The organism is Treponema paraluiscuniculi Cuniculi A (assembly GCF_000217655.1).
GTDB classification, from domain to species: Bacteria; Spirochaetota; Spirochaetia; order Treponematales; family Treponemataceae; genus Treponema; species Treponema pallidum.
The window spans coordinates 1054523-1072196 of the sequence record NC_015714.1 but is presented as its reverse complement, the minus strand read 5'-3'; the positions used below and the strand labels follow the sequence as shown (position 1 = coordinate 1072196).

Sequence of the window (17674 nt, the reverse complement as noted above, 5' to 3'; positions counted from 1 at the left end):
ATTGTTCCCCTTTCCTACTAGGCAGAAGAGCTACACTTTCACAAAACTTGTCTTGTCCACCCCACAGAGTGGACACTCCCAATGGTCCGGTAGGTTCTCAAACGCAGTACCCGCGGGAATGCCCCCGTCTGCATCCCCTACCTCTGGATTGTATCCCCAGCCACACAAATCACACATGTACGTTCCCACCAGTCGTCTCCTCTCAGGGGAGACACTACCCTGTTTCGGTCATGCAGGCAAGCGGGCACCGTTGGCTAGTTCTCTTGTTCCTTTTGGATGGGCGGTTCTTCGTGCTCAAGTAGGAGAGGAATGTCGTCGTACAGTTCTGGCTGAAACTCTGTGTAGGGGCGTGTCATGTGATGGACGTTTAGGTATGAAAGACCGGTAGCTTGTGAGCGCACCCTGGTTTCAGGGTGACGGGTGAGTGCGTCCCATGCACGAGAGGATTCTGCAAACAGAGTTAACGCCCGTGCATTTTTCCGCGAATCTCCATGAGTCGTTGCCAAACGGTGCAATACTACTCCCAGGTTATTACACGTGCGCATGTACAAATCAACAAACGCGGCGTCCGCCTTTTCTATGTGGGGGAGCATGACACCGCGTCTTGTACGCTGCGCATCTAACAGTTCAAGTAACTGCTCGTAGTACCCCTGGGAAGCAAAGTAGTCACCACGTTTACACAACAGGGTGCCGAATCCATATAAAAGGTGCTTATCCTGAGGATTGTGCTCGTACGCTGCATTCATTGCCCGAATCGCTTCGGGGTAGTTGTTTTTTTTGTGCTGAATATACCCTATTTTGTATTGAACCTCAGGAGTATCAAGTAACTGCGCCCGCGCATGCTGGTAGTGCTCCAACGCAGAGTCATAGTTTTTGTAGATAAAGTAGTCCATATCTGCATAGTCACGGTACAGTTTTCCAATAGTCCGATGCGGCGGTAGGTCACGCATTACGGTATAGCTGCGATAGCGCGTAAGTGCCTGGGTGAATATTTCGCGGGCAGCAGCGTGTCCCTTTTCCTCCAGGAGTAACGTACCGAGCAGGCGCATCGCGTCAATTTCACGCAGCGTACGCCTGACTGTGGAATGTGGCATGTGCGGGTAACGGTTGACAGCTTGCTGAAGGAGTTCCCGCGCGCTGTCCTTGCGGTGATTGTAGACAAAGAATTTTCCAAGGTAATAAGCCGCATCCGCAGACATAGGATCCGCCTTAAAGGCCCGCTCAAGTAATGCGCGCAGATCCTCAATCTTTGACTGCAATGTAAGGGAGTCACTGGGTTGAGATTCATAGCGTTTCTCTAAAAGGTATCCACTGAGTTCTGTCAAATCTTCAGGAGCGATCTTGGCGCGCGTATTGGTAAAGTGTGCCTTAAGAGGAAGTACCTGCGCGAGCTGATCTGTTCTGATGAAATAGCGCATCATGCGTGCAAGATACGCATCGCGCGTGCCGTGGGAAGCGATGAGTGATTGGTATGTTTTTCGAGCCTGCTCGTATTGAGCAGGGTCCTCTTCTGCCCACTCTAGATATACGTCTCCGAGTGCGCTGAGGATATCAGGATCATTTGGATGATAGTCGAGTCCCTGCCGACGCAGTGTCGTTTCTGCCTGTTCGTATTTGCGCAGCTCATTGCAGAGCATGTGCGCATATTCAATGCTCCCCTGTTTGGGATGCCGGAAATCAAAGAGTAACTCGGTGTAAATTTGTTCAGCACGTGTATATTGTTTTTTGTCACGTAAGGCACGCGCATAACGAAAGTACCAGTGTTTCATCTTCCAGTACTGTTTGGCGTGTTCAAAGTTAGTGTGTGCATCTTCGTAGCGGTCCAGTTCTAATGCATGGTACCCTGCGCGGTAGCTCAGGTGCGCATGAAGGGGTTTGTACAGAAAGTGCCAGGAGAGGACTGCAAGCGAAAGGATGAAAATGAGTATGGCCGCTGAGCTGGCCGTCAGGGGAAGCACCGTGTGTTTCGCGATGTAGGGAAGGGAAGACTTCTCGCGTTCGTGTGCGGCAGCTGACTTGCGTTCAAACTTTCTGGGAATATGCAGCGGCTTTTTTAGAATGTGCTCGAGTTGAGTAGCAACCGCTTTTGGCGAGGCGTTGTTTGCAATGCTGCTAATGAGCGCATAACCCTCTTTGTCCGAGGTCTCCTCTGAGGACAGGTATTCTTGAACCGCAATACGTACAGGAAGGGGGAGGGCGTCGAGCCGCTGGAGAAAGCGTTGATATTCCGTTTCGCTTATGGTCTGTGCTTGGTCTGCGTCGGCGGTTGTATCAGGACTGAAATAGGGGCTCTCAGATTCTCTCGCAAATTCTTGGAATTTACCGGGAAGTTCAAAGCCATCAGCGGGGAAAGGAGGTATCTGCACGCTTTCTTCAATGGGGAATTGGGCGACCAAGTCATCCGCAGACCCAGGGGAAAAATTAGGATCAGAGGCACTAGGCCCTAGGACAGACGCATCAGCGTGCACAGTCTGCGATTGTGGCGAGGTGGTACCCGTTTCCTGCGTCTGCGTGGGGTGCTCAGAGAGCGCTGGGGTGATTTCAATCTCAGTGAGAGCAGAGTTAGAAGAATCAGGGGCGTCTGGTGTAGGAGGCGCTACCTGGTCCAGATCAAACGCAGGGAAGTCATAGGATACAGGTTCCTCTTGCGAGCGTTTCGTCTCTTGGTCTTCTGGATGCAACCCTTCTAGAAGGGATTCAGGTACCTGAGCGGCGAACTCATCTGCATTCTCGGGGACCACGCGTTCGCCATTTGCCGAATCAAGATCAAGAGAGGCGAGCAATGCGTCAAAGTGTTGTTGATTCTCGCTGGTTTGCCCTCCTGTCGCAGGCATCTGGTTAAATCCGGCGTCTTCCTCCTGCACGGCGGACTCCTGGAGACCTTTTTCTCCGGGCACTGGTGTTTCTTCCGGGTCAAGAGGTAGGGGGGGGACAGCATGCTCGGTTTCAAAAAGAGGATCCGGTGGTGCACTCCAGGCAGCAGTCGGCATAGTTTCCGGTGTCCGCTCTTCAGAAAAGAGAGAAATCTCCGCCGCTGGCTCCTGTGCGGAGTCATGCATTCGAGTCTGTGGTGCGTGCGCATCTTCCTGCACGACCTCCTCTCCCGAGGCAACGCTCGATGCTTCTGTGTCAGGCTCAAAGGGGCGCTGCCCATGTGCGGACACAGGGCCAGAAGCTGACGCGGATGCAGGCGCGGACTGCTGCTCAGGCGTGGGCGCAGGCTGTGCCCCGTCGGGGGTAGATTCAGGAGGTGGTAGGTCATCGTACAGAGTACCCCAAGATTTGAGGGTGTCTGGCTCATTCCCAAGAGTCTTGAGCTCGCGAGCAAACTCTGACAGGTGTTGTGCACTCGGCATTGCGCGTTATACTCCCCGCCCTCGTATCGGTTTTTTTTGTGGAGGAGTGAAGTCTGCCAGGAGGACAGGTTTCCCTTTAGCGTGCGCATGCATGTCCCGAAGCTGTGTGTGGTATGGGTTTCGGGTGTGCCGCGCTTTTGCGAGTTCGCTAGGACCGGTGGTATGGGGGTGTGTTCGTGGTGGTGCGCTTTGCCGGGGAGGATCGAGAAACTCGATGAGAGGATGTGCGCTTGGTGTCATGCTTGTTTTGTCTGGTGCTGTCGGGCTCTGCGCGGCTGGACTTGATCCGACGCAGCGCCGCGCGCTTATTGAGTCTATTTCCCGCGTGGAAGCGCCTCGGATTCAGGGGCGCTGCGTCGTGTTTACTGCGTCAGGGGCAGCGCGCCACGTGGGTATCGCGTTTGAGCACGAAGGGTACCGCCCGATATACTCGTTCGTGCGCCTCAGTCAAGAGAGCGCCCAGAATCTCACGGAACGCTCCGTTCTTTTCCATATCGCGCCTATTCCTGAGGGGTGTTCGCGTTTAAGTTACCGGCTTGTGATTGATGGGTTGTGGACTACCGATCCTGAAAATAGCTCCGAAAGCTACGATCACCGCGATGGCATGTCCATTTCTTACCTCGATGTGCCGTCTCACGAATCGTATCAAACCCAGCATACGGCCGCGGGCACTCGGTTTGTGTACCAGGGTGCAGCGGGACAGACTATCCACCTTGCAGGTACGTTTAACAACTGGGATCCATTCATGTACTCTCTGGAAGAGGTGCGTCCCGGCCACTACGAGCTAGAGCTTCCCCTCCCGCCTGGAAGGTGGCTCTATGCCTTCGTCAAAGATGGCACTTCTTCCTTTGACACCCAGAGCAACGCCCGCGCATACCTGGCAGATGGCAGAGTCGCGAACGTTGTCGTCGTCCCCTAAGCCCGCACGTACGCAGCGGGTAGTTTTCCATCTTGCTAGGAAGCGGCAATAATGCCCCGGGCTCCCTCAACACACATCTGGATGGAAAGAATGAGCAGCAAGATACCTGTGATTCGCTCAAGCGCGGTGATTCCCTTTTCTTTAAGAAGACGGTATAGACACGGTGCGCTTATCATAATAAGACACGCGAGCGTCCACGCAACAAGCAGCGCAGCACAGGTGGCGAGACGGGATGTCCCCTTCGTCTCTCCCATAATTACCAGCGTGGTGAACGCCGAAGGACCTGCGATCATGGGAGTGGCGATGGGAACAATAAACGGTTCCTCTTCTGTGGTGGAGGGGAGCGCGTGTTGATCAGGAAATACCATCTTGATGCCAACGAGAAAGAGAATGACGCTTCCGGCCATTTTCATTACTCCCGTTTCTAGCTGGAACAAAGATAGGAAAACTTTTCCGCAAAAAAGGAAGGAGAGCATGAGCACCAGTCCTAGAAGCAGTTCTCTAAAAATGATCCGGGTATGACGCTCAGCTGGCACGGTGCGCAGCACAGACAGTACCACCGGTATGTTCCCAATCGGATCGATAATAAACAGCAAGGTAAACGCAGTAGACCAGATGTGTGTCCAAGTACTCATACGAGGGGTGAGTATACGAGAAGAACCTCGCGTGCGGCAATCTCCGTTACCTTGTGTGGGTACAGCGCGCGTGCAGCATTTTTTCTGGCTGTGGCGCTTACGGTGGGGGTGTGTGTCGCTGCCTGTAAAACCGCGCCGCGCGCAGATGCTCATTTCGTGCATATCTTCGTGGCGGATATGTTCCACATCTCGTACGGAGCGCTGCCTTGCACTGTCCATTTCGAGCATGCAGAGCATGAAACGTACCGTACCGACATTAACGGACGCATTACGGTACCGCTTGGTGGTCGTCGTGTTATAGGTGTGAGCTACGATTTTACTCAGTACCAGCGCCCCTCAGGGCGGCTGCTTGCGAGAAAGGATTTTCTCCACGTTGTCGCTGCACGTGACGCGCCGCACGACGGCAAATACGCGGTGGAAGTTCCTGTGCACGTCACGCGCACCTGCCTCATTCTTTTACCGAGAAAAATCTAAGCATGGGGTAGACCATGTGCTTCGCGTACGTGCGTGCCATCGGCTCTAGCGTGTGTGCGACGGCACAGTGGGTTCTTTCCGTTCACGCTCGCGCGCAAACACGTACAGGGCAATGGCGAGAATGATACCGATGCCCGCTACGGTCCAGTGGTCGGGTACCTCTTTAAAGTACAAGAAACCGATGCCCGTCGAAAATAAGATGTGGGTATAGTCAATTGGAATCGACTTTTTTGGCGCGTATCGATACGCAACAGTGAGAAAAAACTGTGCACCTGCTGCTGCCACTCCTGCGGCCCACAGCGTAAGCACTTGCGGTGAGCTCATCGGTTGGTACTGCCATATAAATGCAGGGAGCAGCAATAGCAGCGATCCGAAGGAAAAGAAAAAGATAACCAAGAACTTCTCTACGCCACGGGTGGAGAGGTAGCGTACGCACGTGTGCGCAGCTCCCGTCATCATGCCTCCTACTGCGCCAATACACGCGGGAAATACACGGTGAGAAAGGGTGTGACTCGGCTTGACCACGAGCGTGCCTGCAGCAAAGGCACCACAGAGGGCGACGACTTGATACGGCGCAATGCGTTCTCCCAAGAGAAGGCAAGAAAACAGTATGGTAAAGAACGGAGAGAGCTTCGAAAGCAACGACGCGTCTGCCAATGTTAAGCGTTCTACTGCGTAGAAGTTTGCGACGATTGCTAGCGTCCCGCACACGGTACGCAAGGAGAGCATGGGGAGATCCTGCACGTGGACGCGGGTACGCGCACGAAAGAGCATAGATCCCGAGATGAGCGTTGAGACCAGGTTACGCGTAAATGCCTTCTGAATAGAGGGGAGATCCCCTGCAAGACGCACAAAGACGCTCATCACGCTAAAGCAAAAACTCGAGCACATTAGGAACAAAGTACCTTTTTGCCTCTCAGTAAAAGCCATGTACCCCTCCCCCCCCTGGTAGGTATTTTACGCCGACGAGCGAGTAGCGATGCCCCTAGACGTGTACAGTGAGGTGTAACTCGTCAAGCTGACGCTTATCGAGCACGCTAGGACAATTGTCCAGGGGGCTGGCGGCGAGTGTATTTTTAGGAAAAGCAATGACGTCTCTAATTGACTCGCTTCCTGTCATGAGCATCACGAGGCGGTCCAACCCGTGTGCGATGCCGCCGTGCGGTGGCGCGCCGTATTTAAACGCTTCTGTGAGAAACCCGAACTTTTCCCCCGCTTCTTCAGGATCTAATCCCACTATTTTAAAGATGCGTTTTTGCAGCTGTGTGTCGTGGATACGAATTGAGCCTGAAGCCAGCTCATACCCGTTGAGCACCAAATCATAGAGGTCACCTTTCACCGAACCGGGATCTTGCTCGAGCGTCTCAAGATACTGTTCCTGAGGAGCAGAGAACATGTGATGAGCAGGGTCCCACTTGTTTTCCGCTGGGTTCCATTCAAAGAGGGGAAAATCAACGATCCATACGAAGGAAAACAACTCCTTCTCTGGGAACGACTCGTCCCTGATAAGAGCGCTGCGCACTGCGCCGAGTGCGACGCAGCACACGCGGTGCCGGCAATCGGCGACAAAGAGCAACAAGTCTTCATCCTGAGCAGAAAGTCGCCTGCGTACTTCGGACTCTACCCCTGCAAAAAACCTTGCGATACCCCCCTCGAGGCCTCCACCGGTTGCCTTAAGCCAAAAAAGGTTGTGCGCCTCATGTGCTCGAGCGATAGACTCCAACGCTTCGATTTGCCTACGGCTGTAGCAACGTGCCTTGCCCGGAAGAACGAGTGCTCTGATGCTGCCACCCTGTGCGATGACTTCTTCAAACGGGGTGAACGTGCCAAGCATTCCCATAAAGTCTGCATTCTGCAGGACCGGTTTGAAGCGCATGTCTGGCTTATCTGTTCCATATTGGTCTAGCGCCTGCGCGTAGGTAAGCCGAGGAAAAAAGGTAGGCAGTTCGACACCGATGCTGGTTCTAAACACGTACCGAAGCATATCCTCGTTCACCCGCATAACATCGTCTCGAGAAACGAAGCTCATCTCAAGGTCTATCTGGGTAAATTCTGGCTGACGATCGCCTCGTGCATCCTCGTCTCGGTAGCAACGGGCAAGTTGGAAATAGCGGTCAAACCCTGCCACCATCAGAAGCTGCTTGTACAGCTGGGGGGACTGTGGCAGGGCATAGAAACGCCCGGGGCACACTCGGGAAGGGACAACAAAGTCACGTGCCCCCTCGGGGGTAGAGCAGATGAAGGTGGGAGTTTCGATCTCGATGAAACCTTTCATACTTAAAAACTGCCGTATGGCCAGGGCAACGCGTGAGCGCAGTGCAATGCGCTCCTGCATGCGCTGAGAGCGCAGGTCGAGGTAGCGATATTTTAAGCGTATATCTTCGTGCGCACGCACAACATCATCAACGCGGAACGGAAGCACAGCATTCTCCGAGAGAACGTACAGCGTGCGAGCGTGCACCTCCACCTCCCCGGTATGCAGGGCGCGATTTATCATTGAAGGAGGTCGCTCTCGCACCACGCCTTCGACTGCAAGACAGCATTCCGACCGTATGCGGTTTACCGTGGACCACAGGCTAGCGTCTTCCTCCTGGCTCACTATAACCTGCACTATTCCGGACCTATCGCGCATGTTGAAGAAACTAACGGTTCCGTGCGACCGCTTTCGGTGGACCCATCCATTGAGCACAACCACCGTTCCGACGTGGCACCTGCGCAGCTCGCCACAAGCTATAGTCCTTCTCGGATAATCCATGACCTGCCTATCATACCATGGGGTGTGAGCGCTATACAATCACGGGTTCTTTTGTCTGGTATTCATCGGGCAGCGTGTACCACCTGTTCCGGTTGGTTTACTGTGCTGCACAGTCTGTGCTACACTTCGCGCGCGGTCTGTGCGCGGCGTAATAGAATCTTTTTTAACCTCTGGGAGGATACATGGCTCAGTACGAGTTTCAAACTGAAGTGAGTCAGCTGCTAACGTTGATTATCCATTCTCTCTATTCCCATAAAGAGATTTTTCTCCGGGAGCTTATCTCTAATGCGTCGGATGCGTTAGATAAGTTGAGGTATGAGGCACTTGTTGATGGTACGTACAAGCAGTTGCATTGCGAAGCGCGTATAGACATCGCGTTTGAAGAAGATGCTCAACGGCTTGTTGTGCGTGATACGGGTATTGGCATGAACGCAGAAGATCTGAGGGCCAATCTAGGTACCATTGCGCGATCCGGTACAAAGGCGTTTCTCAGTACGCTGACGCGTGATCAAAAACAGGATTCCAATCTGATAGGCCAGTTTGGCGTAGGGTTTTACTCTGCCTTCATGGTCGCTTCCAAAGTAGAAGTAATCACCAAGAAAGCTGCAGAGAACACCGTGTGGAAGTGGACGTCTGAAGGGCAAAATGCCTATACCTTGGATGAGGTTGATGCGGCTGCCTTCCCAGTACTTGAAGGGGTTGCTGAGGGTAGTGCCGGTACCTGCGTTGTGTTGCACCTGAGCCAGGAAAATTCCGAGTTTGCAACGCGCTGGCGTCTTGAAGAGGTAATTAAGAAGTATTCTGATCATATCGCGTTTCCCATCTATCTGCATTACCTGCAGAAGGAGTACGACAAGGATGGAGCGGTAACGGATACTCAGAAGAAAGTAGATCAAGTCAATGACGCGGGTGCGTTGTGGAAAAGACCGAAGTCAGAATTGAAGGAGGAGGATTATCATCGTTTCTATCAAACGCTGACTCACGACAGTACTCCGCCTCTCTTGTACGTACACACGAAGGCAGAGGGTACACAGGAGTACGTCACGCTCTTTTATGTGCCGGCAAAAGCGCCCTTTGACCTTTTTCACGCAGATTATAAGCCGGGGGTAAAGCTCTTCGTTAAGCGCGTTTTTATCACTGATGACGAGAAGGAACTGTTGCCAGTGTATCTGCGTTTTGTCCGCGGTGTAATAGACAGCGAAGATCTGCCCCTGAATGTAAGCCGTGAGATTCTGCAACAAAATAGAGTCCTTGCAGCAATCAAGTCGGCTTCGGTGAAAAAGTTGCTCGGGGAATTTAAAAAACTCGCGGAGTGTGACGGGAAAAAGTACGATGAGTTTATCACGCAGTATAATCGTCCCTTGAAGGAGGGTTTATACAGCGACTACGAGCACCGTGAGCAGCTGCTGGAACTTGTTCGTTTCAGGACTCTAAGTGAGTCTGTTCCAGAAGACGGATGGACGAGCTTCGCCGAATACGTTTCTCGCATGAAACCGGATCAAAAGGCGATATACTACATTGCGGGAAACGACGATCGTGTGCTGCGTCAGTCTCCCCATGCAGAGTCTTATCGTTTGCAGGGTTTTGAAGTGCTCGTTATGTCAGACGACATAGATGGTATCGTGATGCCCTCTGTTTCGAAATACAAGGAGTGGGAGTTAAAGGCAATTAATCGTTTAGGTTCAGAGGAGGAGTTGCGTCCCAACGAAGAAACAGACGCCGCCGCGCAGAGGGAACAGGGTTTTAAGCCGCTACTAGAAAGGTTGACGCACATACTGTCTAATTCGGTGAAGGAAGTTCGTCTTTCAAAACGGCTTTCTGACTCGGTGTCTTGCATTGTTATCGATGAGGGTGATCCCACGGTGCAGATGGAGCGCTTGATGCGCGCCACGGGACAAACGCATAAATCAAAGATAAAGCCAATTTTAGAAATTAACGCAAGTCATACGCTGGTACAAAAACTAAAAGAAAGTACGGATGAGGCGTTTGTGGAAGATCTTGCGTTTGTTCTTCTGGATCAAGCCTTGCTCATTGAGGGCATGGACGTAGGTTCGTCGGTTGATTTTGTGAAGCGGGTGAACCGTCTGCTCGCACGCGGGTAGCGGTCAGGACTCGGTGCGTGCTACTAGTATACGCTATAGGGCGTTATCTTTGTGAAGTGGACACTGAGTGAGAGCTCTGCGACAAATTCCCCCGCCTCTACAAAGAGGCGGGGATTGTCTTTAACGTATAGCATTCCTTCTACTTCTTTTGGCTTGTTTTTCTGTGTCTTTCTAACCGTTTTCCGTAGTGCGTCTACAATCGCGCGGTGGTATGCATGATATACTCCCTTTAGTTCCTCTTTCCGTTCTCCTCTTCCTCTACCCTGCGCACGTTGGTACGTTAGGTTTCTGCTCTGTCTCATGTGTGTCGCGTGCCTGGCGTCTAATGAGTACTCTGTACGGCAGTGGATGTAGGGGTACGGCGTCCGTACGTGACGCAGACTTATCTGAGGACTATCGGGCGGTAGGGGGAAAATGGGAGTGAGGGTAAGGTGCTCCATGACGGCGCGCTTCTTTTCTTTTGGCGTATAAGAGAACCGCCACCCATACACAGCACCGCCTAATACGAACGCCCCTAATTCTCGCAAGGTCTGGCGAGGCGGAGTCCTCGGGGACTCCCCCTGCTGGGTCATAACACCCGGCTGGGGCTCGACAAAAGCCCATATGGGAATAGAAATCGTGACATGTCCCGATGTGCTGGGGTCCGTATAAACCTCAGCGTGCACGGCGCGCGTATAACCAAATACGCAGGCTAGCACGACGAAGACATATCTCCCACTGCCTCGACTGTTACGGGACAATGCTCCACACTTTCAATGGTTTGATGCCAAACCGGATACGGATATATCCCCACGCAAAAAGGACACCGAGCAAGTGGGTAAGATGAGAAACATTATCACGAGAGAAAAATAGATCAAAAATTTCAAACAAAATGTATCCTACAATGAGCAGAGGAGCGGGGATAGGAATAACACCCCATAGATAAATGAGCGCAGTGGGGAACATAACCGAAAATAAAAAAAGTATTGCGAAGATGGAGCCCGACGCCCCCAACAGCAGTACGTTCAACCGACCGACACACAGATATGCCGCGCACGCACCCGCACCACAGAGTGTACCGACAAGCAAATAAAACAACAGCATTTCAGAAGATCCCATCTTTTTTTCTATCGTCTGCCCGAAAAACACTAGTCCTAGCATGTTAAAAAGCAAGTGCCACACGCCGCTGTGTACGAACTGATAGGTGAATATTTGCCAATACATACGGTGGTAACGTACGAGTCCTGGCACGAGCGCCAGATATATACCCAGTGATTCAACCAACGACGTGATCACAAACACCGCCCCATTCGCGAGCACAAGGGAAAGGGTCACATTGGTATACGAGTACCTGAAGGGCTTCCTGATCACACTCATGCCGCCAGTATCGGTTTATTCCTGAGATGAGCACATGTTTTTCTCTGAGATGACGACTTTGTTTCTGCCATTTTGTTTGGCTTGATACAGCGCACTGTCTGCACGCTTTATCAGTGTTTCGGCGGATTCTTGGTTAGGAAGGTATTCTGCGACGCCTGCAGAAACAGTGACTCGAATTGATACCTCATGGTAGGGGATGGTCAATTGCTCGGTTGCCACGCGAATGCGTTCTGCAACGTGCGCAGCTTCCCGAGACGAGTTGTTGGATAGCATGAGCATAAATTCTTCTCCCCCATAGCGAGAGGCGATGTCGCATGGACGGGTGCAGGATCGAATAATTTCTGCCACATGTTGGAGAACTAGATCGCCACACAGATGACCGTGCGTGTCGTTGATCTGTTTGAAAAAGTCGATATCAAGCATGAGAACAGATACGGTCTCTTGTGTACTGAGTGTATCGAGCTTCGCGGTGAGCATGGCAAAGAAGTAGTGTTTGAGCTTCATCTGGGTCATCATGTCAGTGGTAGCTTGCTCAAGCAGTAACGCATTGTTGACGGCAATAGCAGCAAGCTGTGCAATATCCATGATGATGCTCTGATCGTAGGGAGTGTAGGCTTCGTGTACGTTGATTTTCTTGCCTAAAAGGATAAGACCAACAAGGTGGTCCTTTGCTCTCAGTGGAACAAAGAGCGAAGGTTGCAAGTCAAGGAGCGAACGTACGCTCTTTGAGGGGGCGAGCGCGCTCTGTACCTCTTCGGGAGAAAGACAACAGGCCTTTTCGTCCAGAAGTCTGAGAATAGGGTCTTCTTCCGAGATTATCAGCTGTGCATGGTGGGAAACGTCAAAGCCGCACACATTGCGGCTCAAAGACAATTTTTTCATACCGGAGTTTTTCTTGGTGAAAAGCGCTGCCCCCAGCGTCTTGGTCTGGGCCATCGCGACGTAGAGGATGGCTTCTACCAGGTGAGTAAACTCAAGGAGAGAATTCAAACTCTTAGAAATCTCTAGGAGCTGCTTGAGGTCATAGATTTGCTTTTCTTTAGAAACACATTCTTTCACTAGGATTCCCTGCCACCGCGGGTGCACGATTCTGGCACAGGAACCGGCTTTGTACAAGTTGCACGCAGGACAGATATAGTCACGCTTTCTATCGAGGGAGCTGCGCGTCCTGTAGGACAAAGTAAGTTGGGGTACGCCGGAAGCGTACGTTTTTCACGCGGTTTGAAAAGCCGTGCAACTTATAAACCAATACATGGACACGCGTCACGAATGACTGCTGCAAAGTCTGCGAAGGAAGACGCATGCACCGCGCGCTGACACCATTGCGTTTTACCCCGCTCACCCTTTGCATACGAAACAAAACGCTTGCGCATCTGCTTGCAGGCTGAGCTTTCTCCCACGTCTTGTGCCAGAAGGTGAAGCTCGCGCCAGGCTGCGCGTAGCTTTTGCTCAAACGTCACGGGCGTGTAGTATCCTTCAGTTAAAAGCTGACGGGTTTGTCTGAAAATAAACGGGTTGCCCATAGCACCGCGGGCAAACATAACCCCCGCGCATGCGGTGTGTTCTAACATTGCCCGTGCGTCTTCAGGCGCATGCAGATCCCCTGAGCCGAACACGGGAACCTCTCCCCACCCACGCGCGCACTGCACGAGGTCTGCGATTATGTCCCAGTTTGCCTCTCCCGCGTAACACTGCGCGCAGGTGCGCGGGTGCAACGCAAGCGCTTGTGCTCCTGCGTCTACTGCCGCACGCGCAGCTTCCTTCCATGTCAGGTGTGCCTCTTCCCACCCAGCACGAATTTTTACTGTCACTGGGATACGCGCGTCTTGCGCGTACACAGCATCGGCGACCGCCTTTACCACTTCATAGAGGCGCGTCGGTTCTCGGGTGAGTGCGGCTCCGGCTCCTGTTTTAGTGATTTTAGGCATAGGACAGCCCGCGTTGATGTCGATACAGGACGGCTGCGCGCTATCGACGATTAGTTTTGCCGTCTCTGCCATTACTGCAGGATTAGAACCAAAAATCTGGATAGCGTAATGCGTCTCATTTGACGCGCGCCGAATCAAACATTTGGTATTGAGTGAATCGCGCACCATCGCCTCAGACGAAACCATTTCGGTGTAGGTGAAGCTTGCTTCCCATTCAATGGCAATTGAACGAAACGCACTGTCAGAATAGCCTGCAACAGGAGCAAAAAACACATTCCCCTTGAGAGACAACGGGCCAATAGAAACCGGATGATATAAGGCGTGTTGTTGCATCTGCTGCTCACTCAGGAAGGTGAAAACACGCACAGCTGTTTTTCCACAGCTGGTCGGCAAGCTCAAGCATGTCCATATCAAGGAGCTCAGCCATGAACTCCACGGTTTCAACTGTGTGCGCCGGTCGGTTGCGCTTGTTGCGGTACGTGGCGGGGGACATAAACGGGCTTTCGGATTCCACTAGAATTCGGTCAAGCGGGAGGGCCAATACAGTTTCATGGAGATTTCGTGCATTCCGGTAAGTTAAATTCCCCGCGAAAGAAAAGTACACAGGTAAATCCAGCGCCATACGTGCGTACTCTGCGTCCTCAGAATAACAGTGGAACACACCGCCTTGGTCGGGAATGCGCTCGCTGAGGATGTCCAGGATATCCTGGCCCGCACCACGGTTGTGGATGATAACTGGTTTTTTTGCCTTTGAAGCAATATCCAATTGAGTGATAAAAAGCCCAATCTGGGAGCGTTTATCACCGTACTTTTTACAGTAGTCCAATCCGGTCTCGCCTAAGGCAACTACCTGAGGGAGTTGTAGGCTTTTTTGAATAGTATCTATCCAATCCTTCCCCGGGGCCATGACCTCAGAAGGGGAGACACCTACGGCGTGATAGACAGAGGGTGAGAACTGGAGCGTCTCGTATACGGCGGCAAAGTCATGAAGGCTGTTGCAAATACTCATGATGCGGGTGACAGAAGCTCGTCGTGCCTCTTGTACTACCCGCAGCTGCTCTACGGGATCTGGGTGAATAAGACCGATGTGGGCGTGAGTATCGAAGATCTGCATGGGCTAATATCCTGAGTGCTGTGAGGCGCTCGCGCGTACCGCCCTGGTACGCCGGAAGCGCAACGCGCGGCACACACGCGCGGTATTTGCGGAGAACAAAGCAACCATTGCGGGCACAGGGGCACGCGAACTAGAACGGCCGACGCGGACATGCGCGCACGGCCCAGCTCTACGTGCGCAAAACGCCCCCCGTCTCATTGCAGGAGGGTTGGGAGCTGATCTCTTTTTCTTGTTTTATGAACGAAATGATCAAGAGCAAACCACAGGTCATGATGACCGCATCTGCAATGTTAAAAGCGGGCCAGCGCTCAAAGCCAAAGATGCCAAAGAACTTTACGTCGATAAAGTCGAGCACCCCGTTTGGCCTCAGGAAGCGATCGATTAAGTTCCCTATCCCTCCCCCGATAATCCCTGACACGGCCCAGCGCTGAACAGGACAGAAGACGTCAGTGCGAAAATAGGAGAAAACAATAAGGAACATAATGATTAGCGGCACGATACCGAGCACGAGCGTACGCAGAACCTGATTTAGCTGATGGCCAATGCTGAAAGCGGCGCCAACATTGTACACGTGAACAATTCTCACGAAATCACCGAGCACGCGAACGCCCGAGGTGTTTGTAGGCACATAAGCACCCACCAACAATTTAGCGCACTGATCCAGAACAACAACTAATCCAGCGGCAAAAAGCGGGATCCACTTTTCTTTCTGTATCCGTGTGAGTTTCATTGTATCCACCCTTAACGGGCGCGAGCGTATCACATCCCCGTGGGAATGTCTAGAAAAAGCGTTTCTATGCCTGTATCCCGTTGCAGCTTGCGCGCCACCAGCTGCAACCCTACGGTTTCTGTTTGGTAGTGTCCCCCTGCGATTACCGAGATAGAGTGCTCGCGCGCGGTGTGATAGCAAGAATGTTCAATCTCCCCGGTAATAAACAGGTCCAGATCTAACGCGATAGCCTCCGCAAGGTACGTGCCTGCTTTGCCCGACAGTATACCCACGCGCTCGATACGCTGTTTCCCAAACGGTAACAGGCGCACGGGTTGCTCTTCTGCGGGGAAGAGGCGATGTGCTACTTGTTGGAGAGATAGCCCGGCACTCGGCGATATTGCATTCGCATGCGTCACGCGGTGGGTATCGGGTGCTGTGCACGCTGCATGCTGCTGCATTGCCTCCTGAGAGGGGGTGGTGTTTTCTGCCACCGTCCCCCAGAGTCCTACGGCAGTTCCACGGATAAAACCGAAAGGACCACCTTGCCTAAGACCGACTCGCGCAGCAAGGCCCGCATTGTTACCGTACTGCGGGTGTGCATCGAGTGGTAGGTGCACTGCGTACAGCGCTATGTCGTGTGTCAGGAGCGCCTGTACGCGTCGGTATTGCATACCGGTAAGCGGCTCTATGCGTCCCCAAAAAAGACCGTGATGGACAAAGAGCATGTGTGCACCGGCGCGGGCGGCTTCGTCGATAGACTGTGCACACGCATCCACTGCAAAGGCAACCTTGTGCACGGGGGCACCGCTATTTGCTACCTGCAGGCCGTTGAGAGCGACATCACAGGAGACGAACGGTCCAAAGTTCAAAAAACTACGAAAGTACGCATCTAACTCACGTGCGGTCATAGGTTCCTCCCGCATGGACAGTGTGATGAGATAGCGCTTGCGCGTGCGGAAGGACGGGTTCTGATAGATGCAGCTGGGCGCGTATCCACTGGTCTACCTGCGTAGCACGTGCCTGAAGGCGCGTTCTGTGGCGGTCCCGAGGGAGCCCTGCAAGGTAAGCGGCCAGTATATCGGTGGATGCGAGCTCTGCCCACGCTGCCTCTGCTGCGTGAACATACTGTCGATACACAGCTGGTAGTGTCCGGCTGGCGCCACGGACAGCAGACGCAACGCCCGCTGTGTCGACGGGGGGAGGTGCGCCCTGCACGGCAGGAGCATGGTGTGGTCCACGCGCTGCAGAGTCAGGAAGGACAAAAAAGACACCGGCGCATGCATGTGGCTGTTGTTGCAGAAAACGGCTGAGCATCATCTCATGGGCACTTTCTGCGTACACGAATGTGGGCGCGTGCCTGCAAAGCGCAAAGAGTGCGGAAAATAATGCAGGTACATGAGCGTCTTCAAAGGTGGCAGCGTCGATAGCGTTCGCCCGACGGGAAACGTATGGGGTCGGTACATCGAATGGTACCCCGCGCAGTGCACTAGAGAGCAACACAACGCCCGGGGAAGTGCGCATAGGAGCAGCAAGAGAAGCGGCGCTGTACGAAGGGGAGTACGCATCCTGGTAGGGAACAAATACGGTATAGCCACGTTCGGCAAGCATCAGTTCCAGCGTTTCAGGGTGTGCCCGGTGCGCAGACTGCGGGGTATTTTTTAGAACAACCACGTTCACGCCGACTGGGTTTTGTTTCGGGTGCGCGCGCGACTGCGGGTTTTCGGAAGGGTGTGGCGCAGACGGGTTATCCGGATGAGATGTTTCGTAGGGATTGGCCAGGGAGAGCAGGAGCCCTGCGTTCACCTTCGTGTTACCTAGCCGAAGGGAAAAGGAACTGCGCACTATGCTACGGCTGGGCCGATAACCGGGTTCCGGGGCACAGAGGCAGACAATCACAAGCGTGAAAACACCTGCAACGAGGAGCAGGACCCGCGCAATACGTGCTCCTGCACTGTACAGGTCATTGGGAATTCCCTGGCTGAAGGCGACAAGGCGCGGCAATTCTGTGAGACACACCGCTGAACTTGAGACTAGACTCAAGGTAAGGTCCAACGTCAGACCCTGTCCGAGGACTGTCAGTGCACCGACACTCAGTGCAAGCACTGGCAGCAGGGGGATAGCACTTATCTTTCTGCTTTGTCGGCTGAAGGGGCGAAGAAGCGCCGGCAGACTTAAACCGAGGATGAGTAGCTCGCTGACAAGCAAATCTGACACGGCCTCCGTCTCGGTTGACTCGGTTGTACGCTTTACCAAGTTTTTCTGAGGGAGTGAGCACCACCTGTTTCCTTGTTGCGCAAGGGAACAGGGAGTGGTAGGTTTGCGC

16 protein-coding genes are annotated in these 17674 nt (G+C 53.1%); 3 read left to right on the top strand and 13 right to left on the bottom strand.

The features are described from left to right. Positions 1 to 30 precede the first annotated feature (30 nt). Both TPCCA_RS05440 and flcA read right to left on the bottom strand, forming a co-directional pair. Positions 31 to 189 carry a rubredoxin gene (locus tag TPCCA_RS05440; protein WP_010882435.1) on the bottom strand — a complete coding sequence of 53 codons (159 nt, stop codon included), beginning with the start codon at positions 187 to 189 and terminating at the stop codon, positions 31 to 33. Between the two features lie 65 nt (positions 190 to 254). Further along, the gene (gene flcA / locus TPCCA_RS04850; RefSeq protein ID WP_013945547.1) at positions 255 to 3356 is read right to left on the bottom strand and encodes a periplasmic flagellar collar protein FlcA; all 3102 of its coding nucleotides are present in this window, start codon (positions 3354 to 3356) and stop codon (positions 255 to 257) included. A 46-nt stretch (positions 3357 to 3402) separates the two neighbouring features. Here flcA and TPCCA_RS04845 point away from each other — a divergent pair, with 46 nt between their 5' ends. Continuing rightward, the gene (locus TPCCA_RS04845; protein WP_013945546.1) at positions 3403 to 4275 is read left to right on the top strand and encodes a glycogen-binding domain-containing protein; all 873 of its coding nucleotides are present in this window, start codon (positions 3403 to 3405) and stop codon (positions 4273 to 4275) included. A 35-nt stretch (positions 4276 to 4310) separates the two neighbouring features. Here the strand turns inward: TPCCA_RS04845 and TPCCA_RS04840 are convergent, their stop codons facing one another. Further along, a complete protein-coding gene (locus TPCCA_RS04840) occupies positions 4311 to 4910 on the bottom strand; it encodes a MarC family protein (protein WP_013945545.1) in 600 nt (199 codons plus the stop codon). 90 nt (positions 4911 to 5000) lie between these two features. Here TPCCA_RS04840 and TPCCA_RS04835 point away from each other — a divergent pair, with 90 nt between their 5' ends. Further along, positions 5001 to 5384 carry a hypothetical protein gene (locus TPCCA_RS04835; RefSeq protein ID WP_193386068.1) on the top strand — a complete coding sequence of 128 codons (384 nt, stop codon included), beginning with the start codon at positions 5001 to 5003 and terminating at the stop codon, positions 5382 to 5384. Positions 5385 to 5429: 45 nt separating this feature from the next. Here TPCCA_RS04835 and TPCCA_RS04830 read toward each other — a convergent pair whose 3' ends face one another. Continuing rightward, entirely contained in the window at positions 5430 to 6314 is an 885-nt protein-coding gene (locus TPCCA_RS04830; RefSeq protein WP_013945543.1) for a DMT family transporter, read from the bottom strand. Positions 6315 to 6369: 55 nt separating this feature from the next. After that, positions 6370 to 8178, bottom strand: coding sequence for an aspartate--tRNA ligase (gene aspS / locus TPCCA_RS04825; protein ID WP_193386050.1), 1809 nt, complete (start codon positions 8176 to 8178; stop codon positions 6370 to 6372). Positions 8179 to 8321: 143 nt separating this feature from the next. Here aspS and htpG point away from each other — a divergent pair, with 143 nt between their 5' ends. Further along, complete coding sequence (gene htpG, locus TPCCA_RS04820; protein ID WP_013945541.1) at positions 8322 to 10241, top strand: molecular chaperone HtpG; 1920 nt, start codon at positions 8322 to 8324, stop codon at positions 10239 to 10241. A 23-nt stretch (positions 10242 to 10264) separates the two neighbouring features. On the opposite strand, the gene TPCCA_RS05695 is transcribed toward htpG, so the two are convergent. The 8 genes from TPCCA_RS05695 to TPCCA_RS04780 all read right to left on the bottom strand — a co-directional run bounded on the left by TPCCA_RS05695 (position 10265) and on the right by TPCCA_RS04780 (position 17604). Continuing rightward, on the bottom strand, positions 10265 to 10543 hold the full coding sequence (locus TPCCA_RS05695; protein WP_235214054.1) for a hypothetical protein: 279 nt from the start codon (positions 10541 to 10543) through the stop codon (positions 10265 to 10267). A gap of 427 nt (positions 10544 to 10970) precedes the next feature. After that, the gene (locus TPCCA_RS04810; RefSeq protein WP_010882426.1) at positions 10971 to 11597 is read right to left on the bottom strand and encodes a rhomboid family intramembrane serine protease; all 627 of its coding nucleotides are present in this window, start codon (positions 11595 to 11597) and stop codon (positions 10971 to 10973) included. A gap of 15 nt (positions 11598 to 11612) precedes the next feature. Then, positions 11613 to 12656, bottom strand: a complete 1044-nt coding sequence (gene dgcA / locus TPCCA_RS04805; RefSeq protein ID WP_245522126.1) for a diguanylate cyclase DgcA — start codon at positions 12654 to 12656, stop codon at positions 11613 to 11615. A 179-nt stretch (positions 12657 to 12835) separates the two neighbouring features. Beyond that, complete coding sequence (gene dusB, locus TPCCA_RS04800; RefSeq protein WP_013945538.1) at positions 12836 to 13858, bottom strand: tRNA dihydrouridine synthase DusB; 1023 nt, start codon at positions 13856 to 13858, stop codon at positions 12836 to 12838. A gap of 7 nt (positions 13859 to 13865) precedes the next feature. Next, entirely contained in the window at positions 13866 to 14639 is a 774-nt protein-coding gene (locus TPCCA_RS04795) for a TatD family hydrolase (RefSeq protein ID WP_013945537.1), read from the bottom strand. A gap of 169 nt (positions 14640 to 14808) precedes the next feature. Then, positions 14809 to 15402, bottom strand: coding sequence for a signal peptidase II (gene lspA, locus TPCCA_RS04790; RefSeq protein ID WP_013945536.1), 594 nt, complete (start codon positions 15400 to 15402; stop codon positions 14809 to 14811). After that, entirely contained in the window at positions 15399 to 16259 is an 861-nt protein-coding gene (locus TPCCA_RS04785) for a Nif3-like dinuclear metal center hexameric protein (RefSeq protein ID WP_013945535.1), read from the bottom strand. The genes lspA and TPCCA_RS04785 overlap by 4 nt, the downstream gene beginning before the upstream one ends. Next, entirely contained in the window at positions 16246 to 17604 is a 1359-nt protein-coding gene (locus TPCCA_RS04780; RefSeq protein WP_013945534.1) for a hypothetical protein, read from the bottom strand. The genes TPCCA_RS04785 and TPCCA_RS04780 overlap by 14 nt, the downstream gene beginning before the upstream one ends. Between the last annotated feature and the right edge of the window lie 70 nt (positions 17605 to 17674).

Coding starts and splice junctions, on each gene's coding strand:
- flcA (WP_013945547.1), bottom strand. CDS start 3,356: ATGCCGAGTGCACAACACCTGTCAGAGTTTGCTCGCGAGCTCAAGACT.
- TPCCA_RS04785 (WP_013945535.1), bottom strand. CDS start 16,259: ATGACCGCACGTGAGTTAGATGCGTACTTTCGTAGTTTTTTGAACTTT.
- TPCCA_RS04795 (WP_013945537.1), bottom strand. CDS start 14,639: ATGCAGATCTTCGATACTCACGCCCACATCGGTCTTATTCACCCAGAT.
- TPCCA_RS05695 (WP_235214054.1), bottom strand. CDS start 10,543: ATGAGACAGAGCAGAAACCTAACGTACCAACGTGCGCAGGGTAGAGGA.
- dusB (WP_013945538.1), bottom strand. CDS start 13,858: ATGCAACAACACGCCTTATATCATCCGGTTTCTATTGGCCCGTTGTCT.
- htpG (WP_013945541.1), top strand. CDS start 8,322: ATGGCTCAGTACGAGTTTCAAACTGAAGTGAGTCAGCTGCTAACGTTG.
- TPCCA_RS04830 (WP_013945543.1), bottom strand. CDS start 6,314: ATGGCTTTTACTGAGAGGCAAAAAGGTACTTTGTTCCTAATGTGCTCG.
- TPCCA_RS04840 (WP_013945545.1), bottom strand. CDS start 4,910: ATGAGTACTTGGACACACATCTGGTCTACTGCGTTTACCTTGCTGTTT.
- TPCCA_RS04810 (WP_010882426.1), bottom strand. CDS start 11,597: ATGAGTGTGATCAGGAAGCCCTTCAGGTACTCGTATACCAATGTGACC.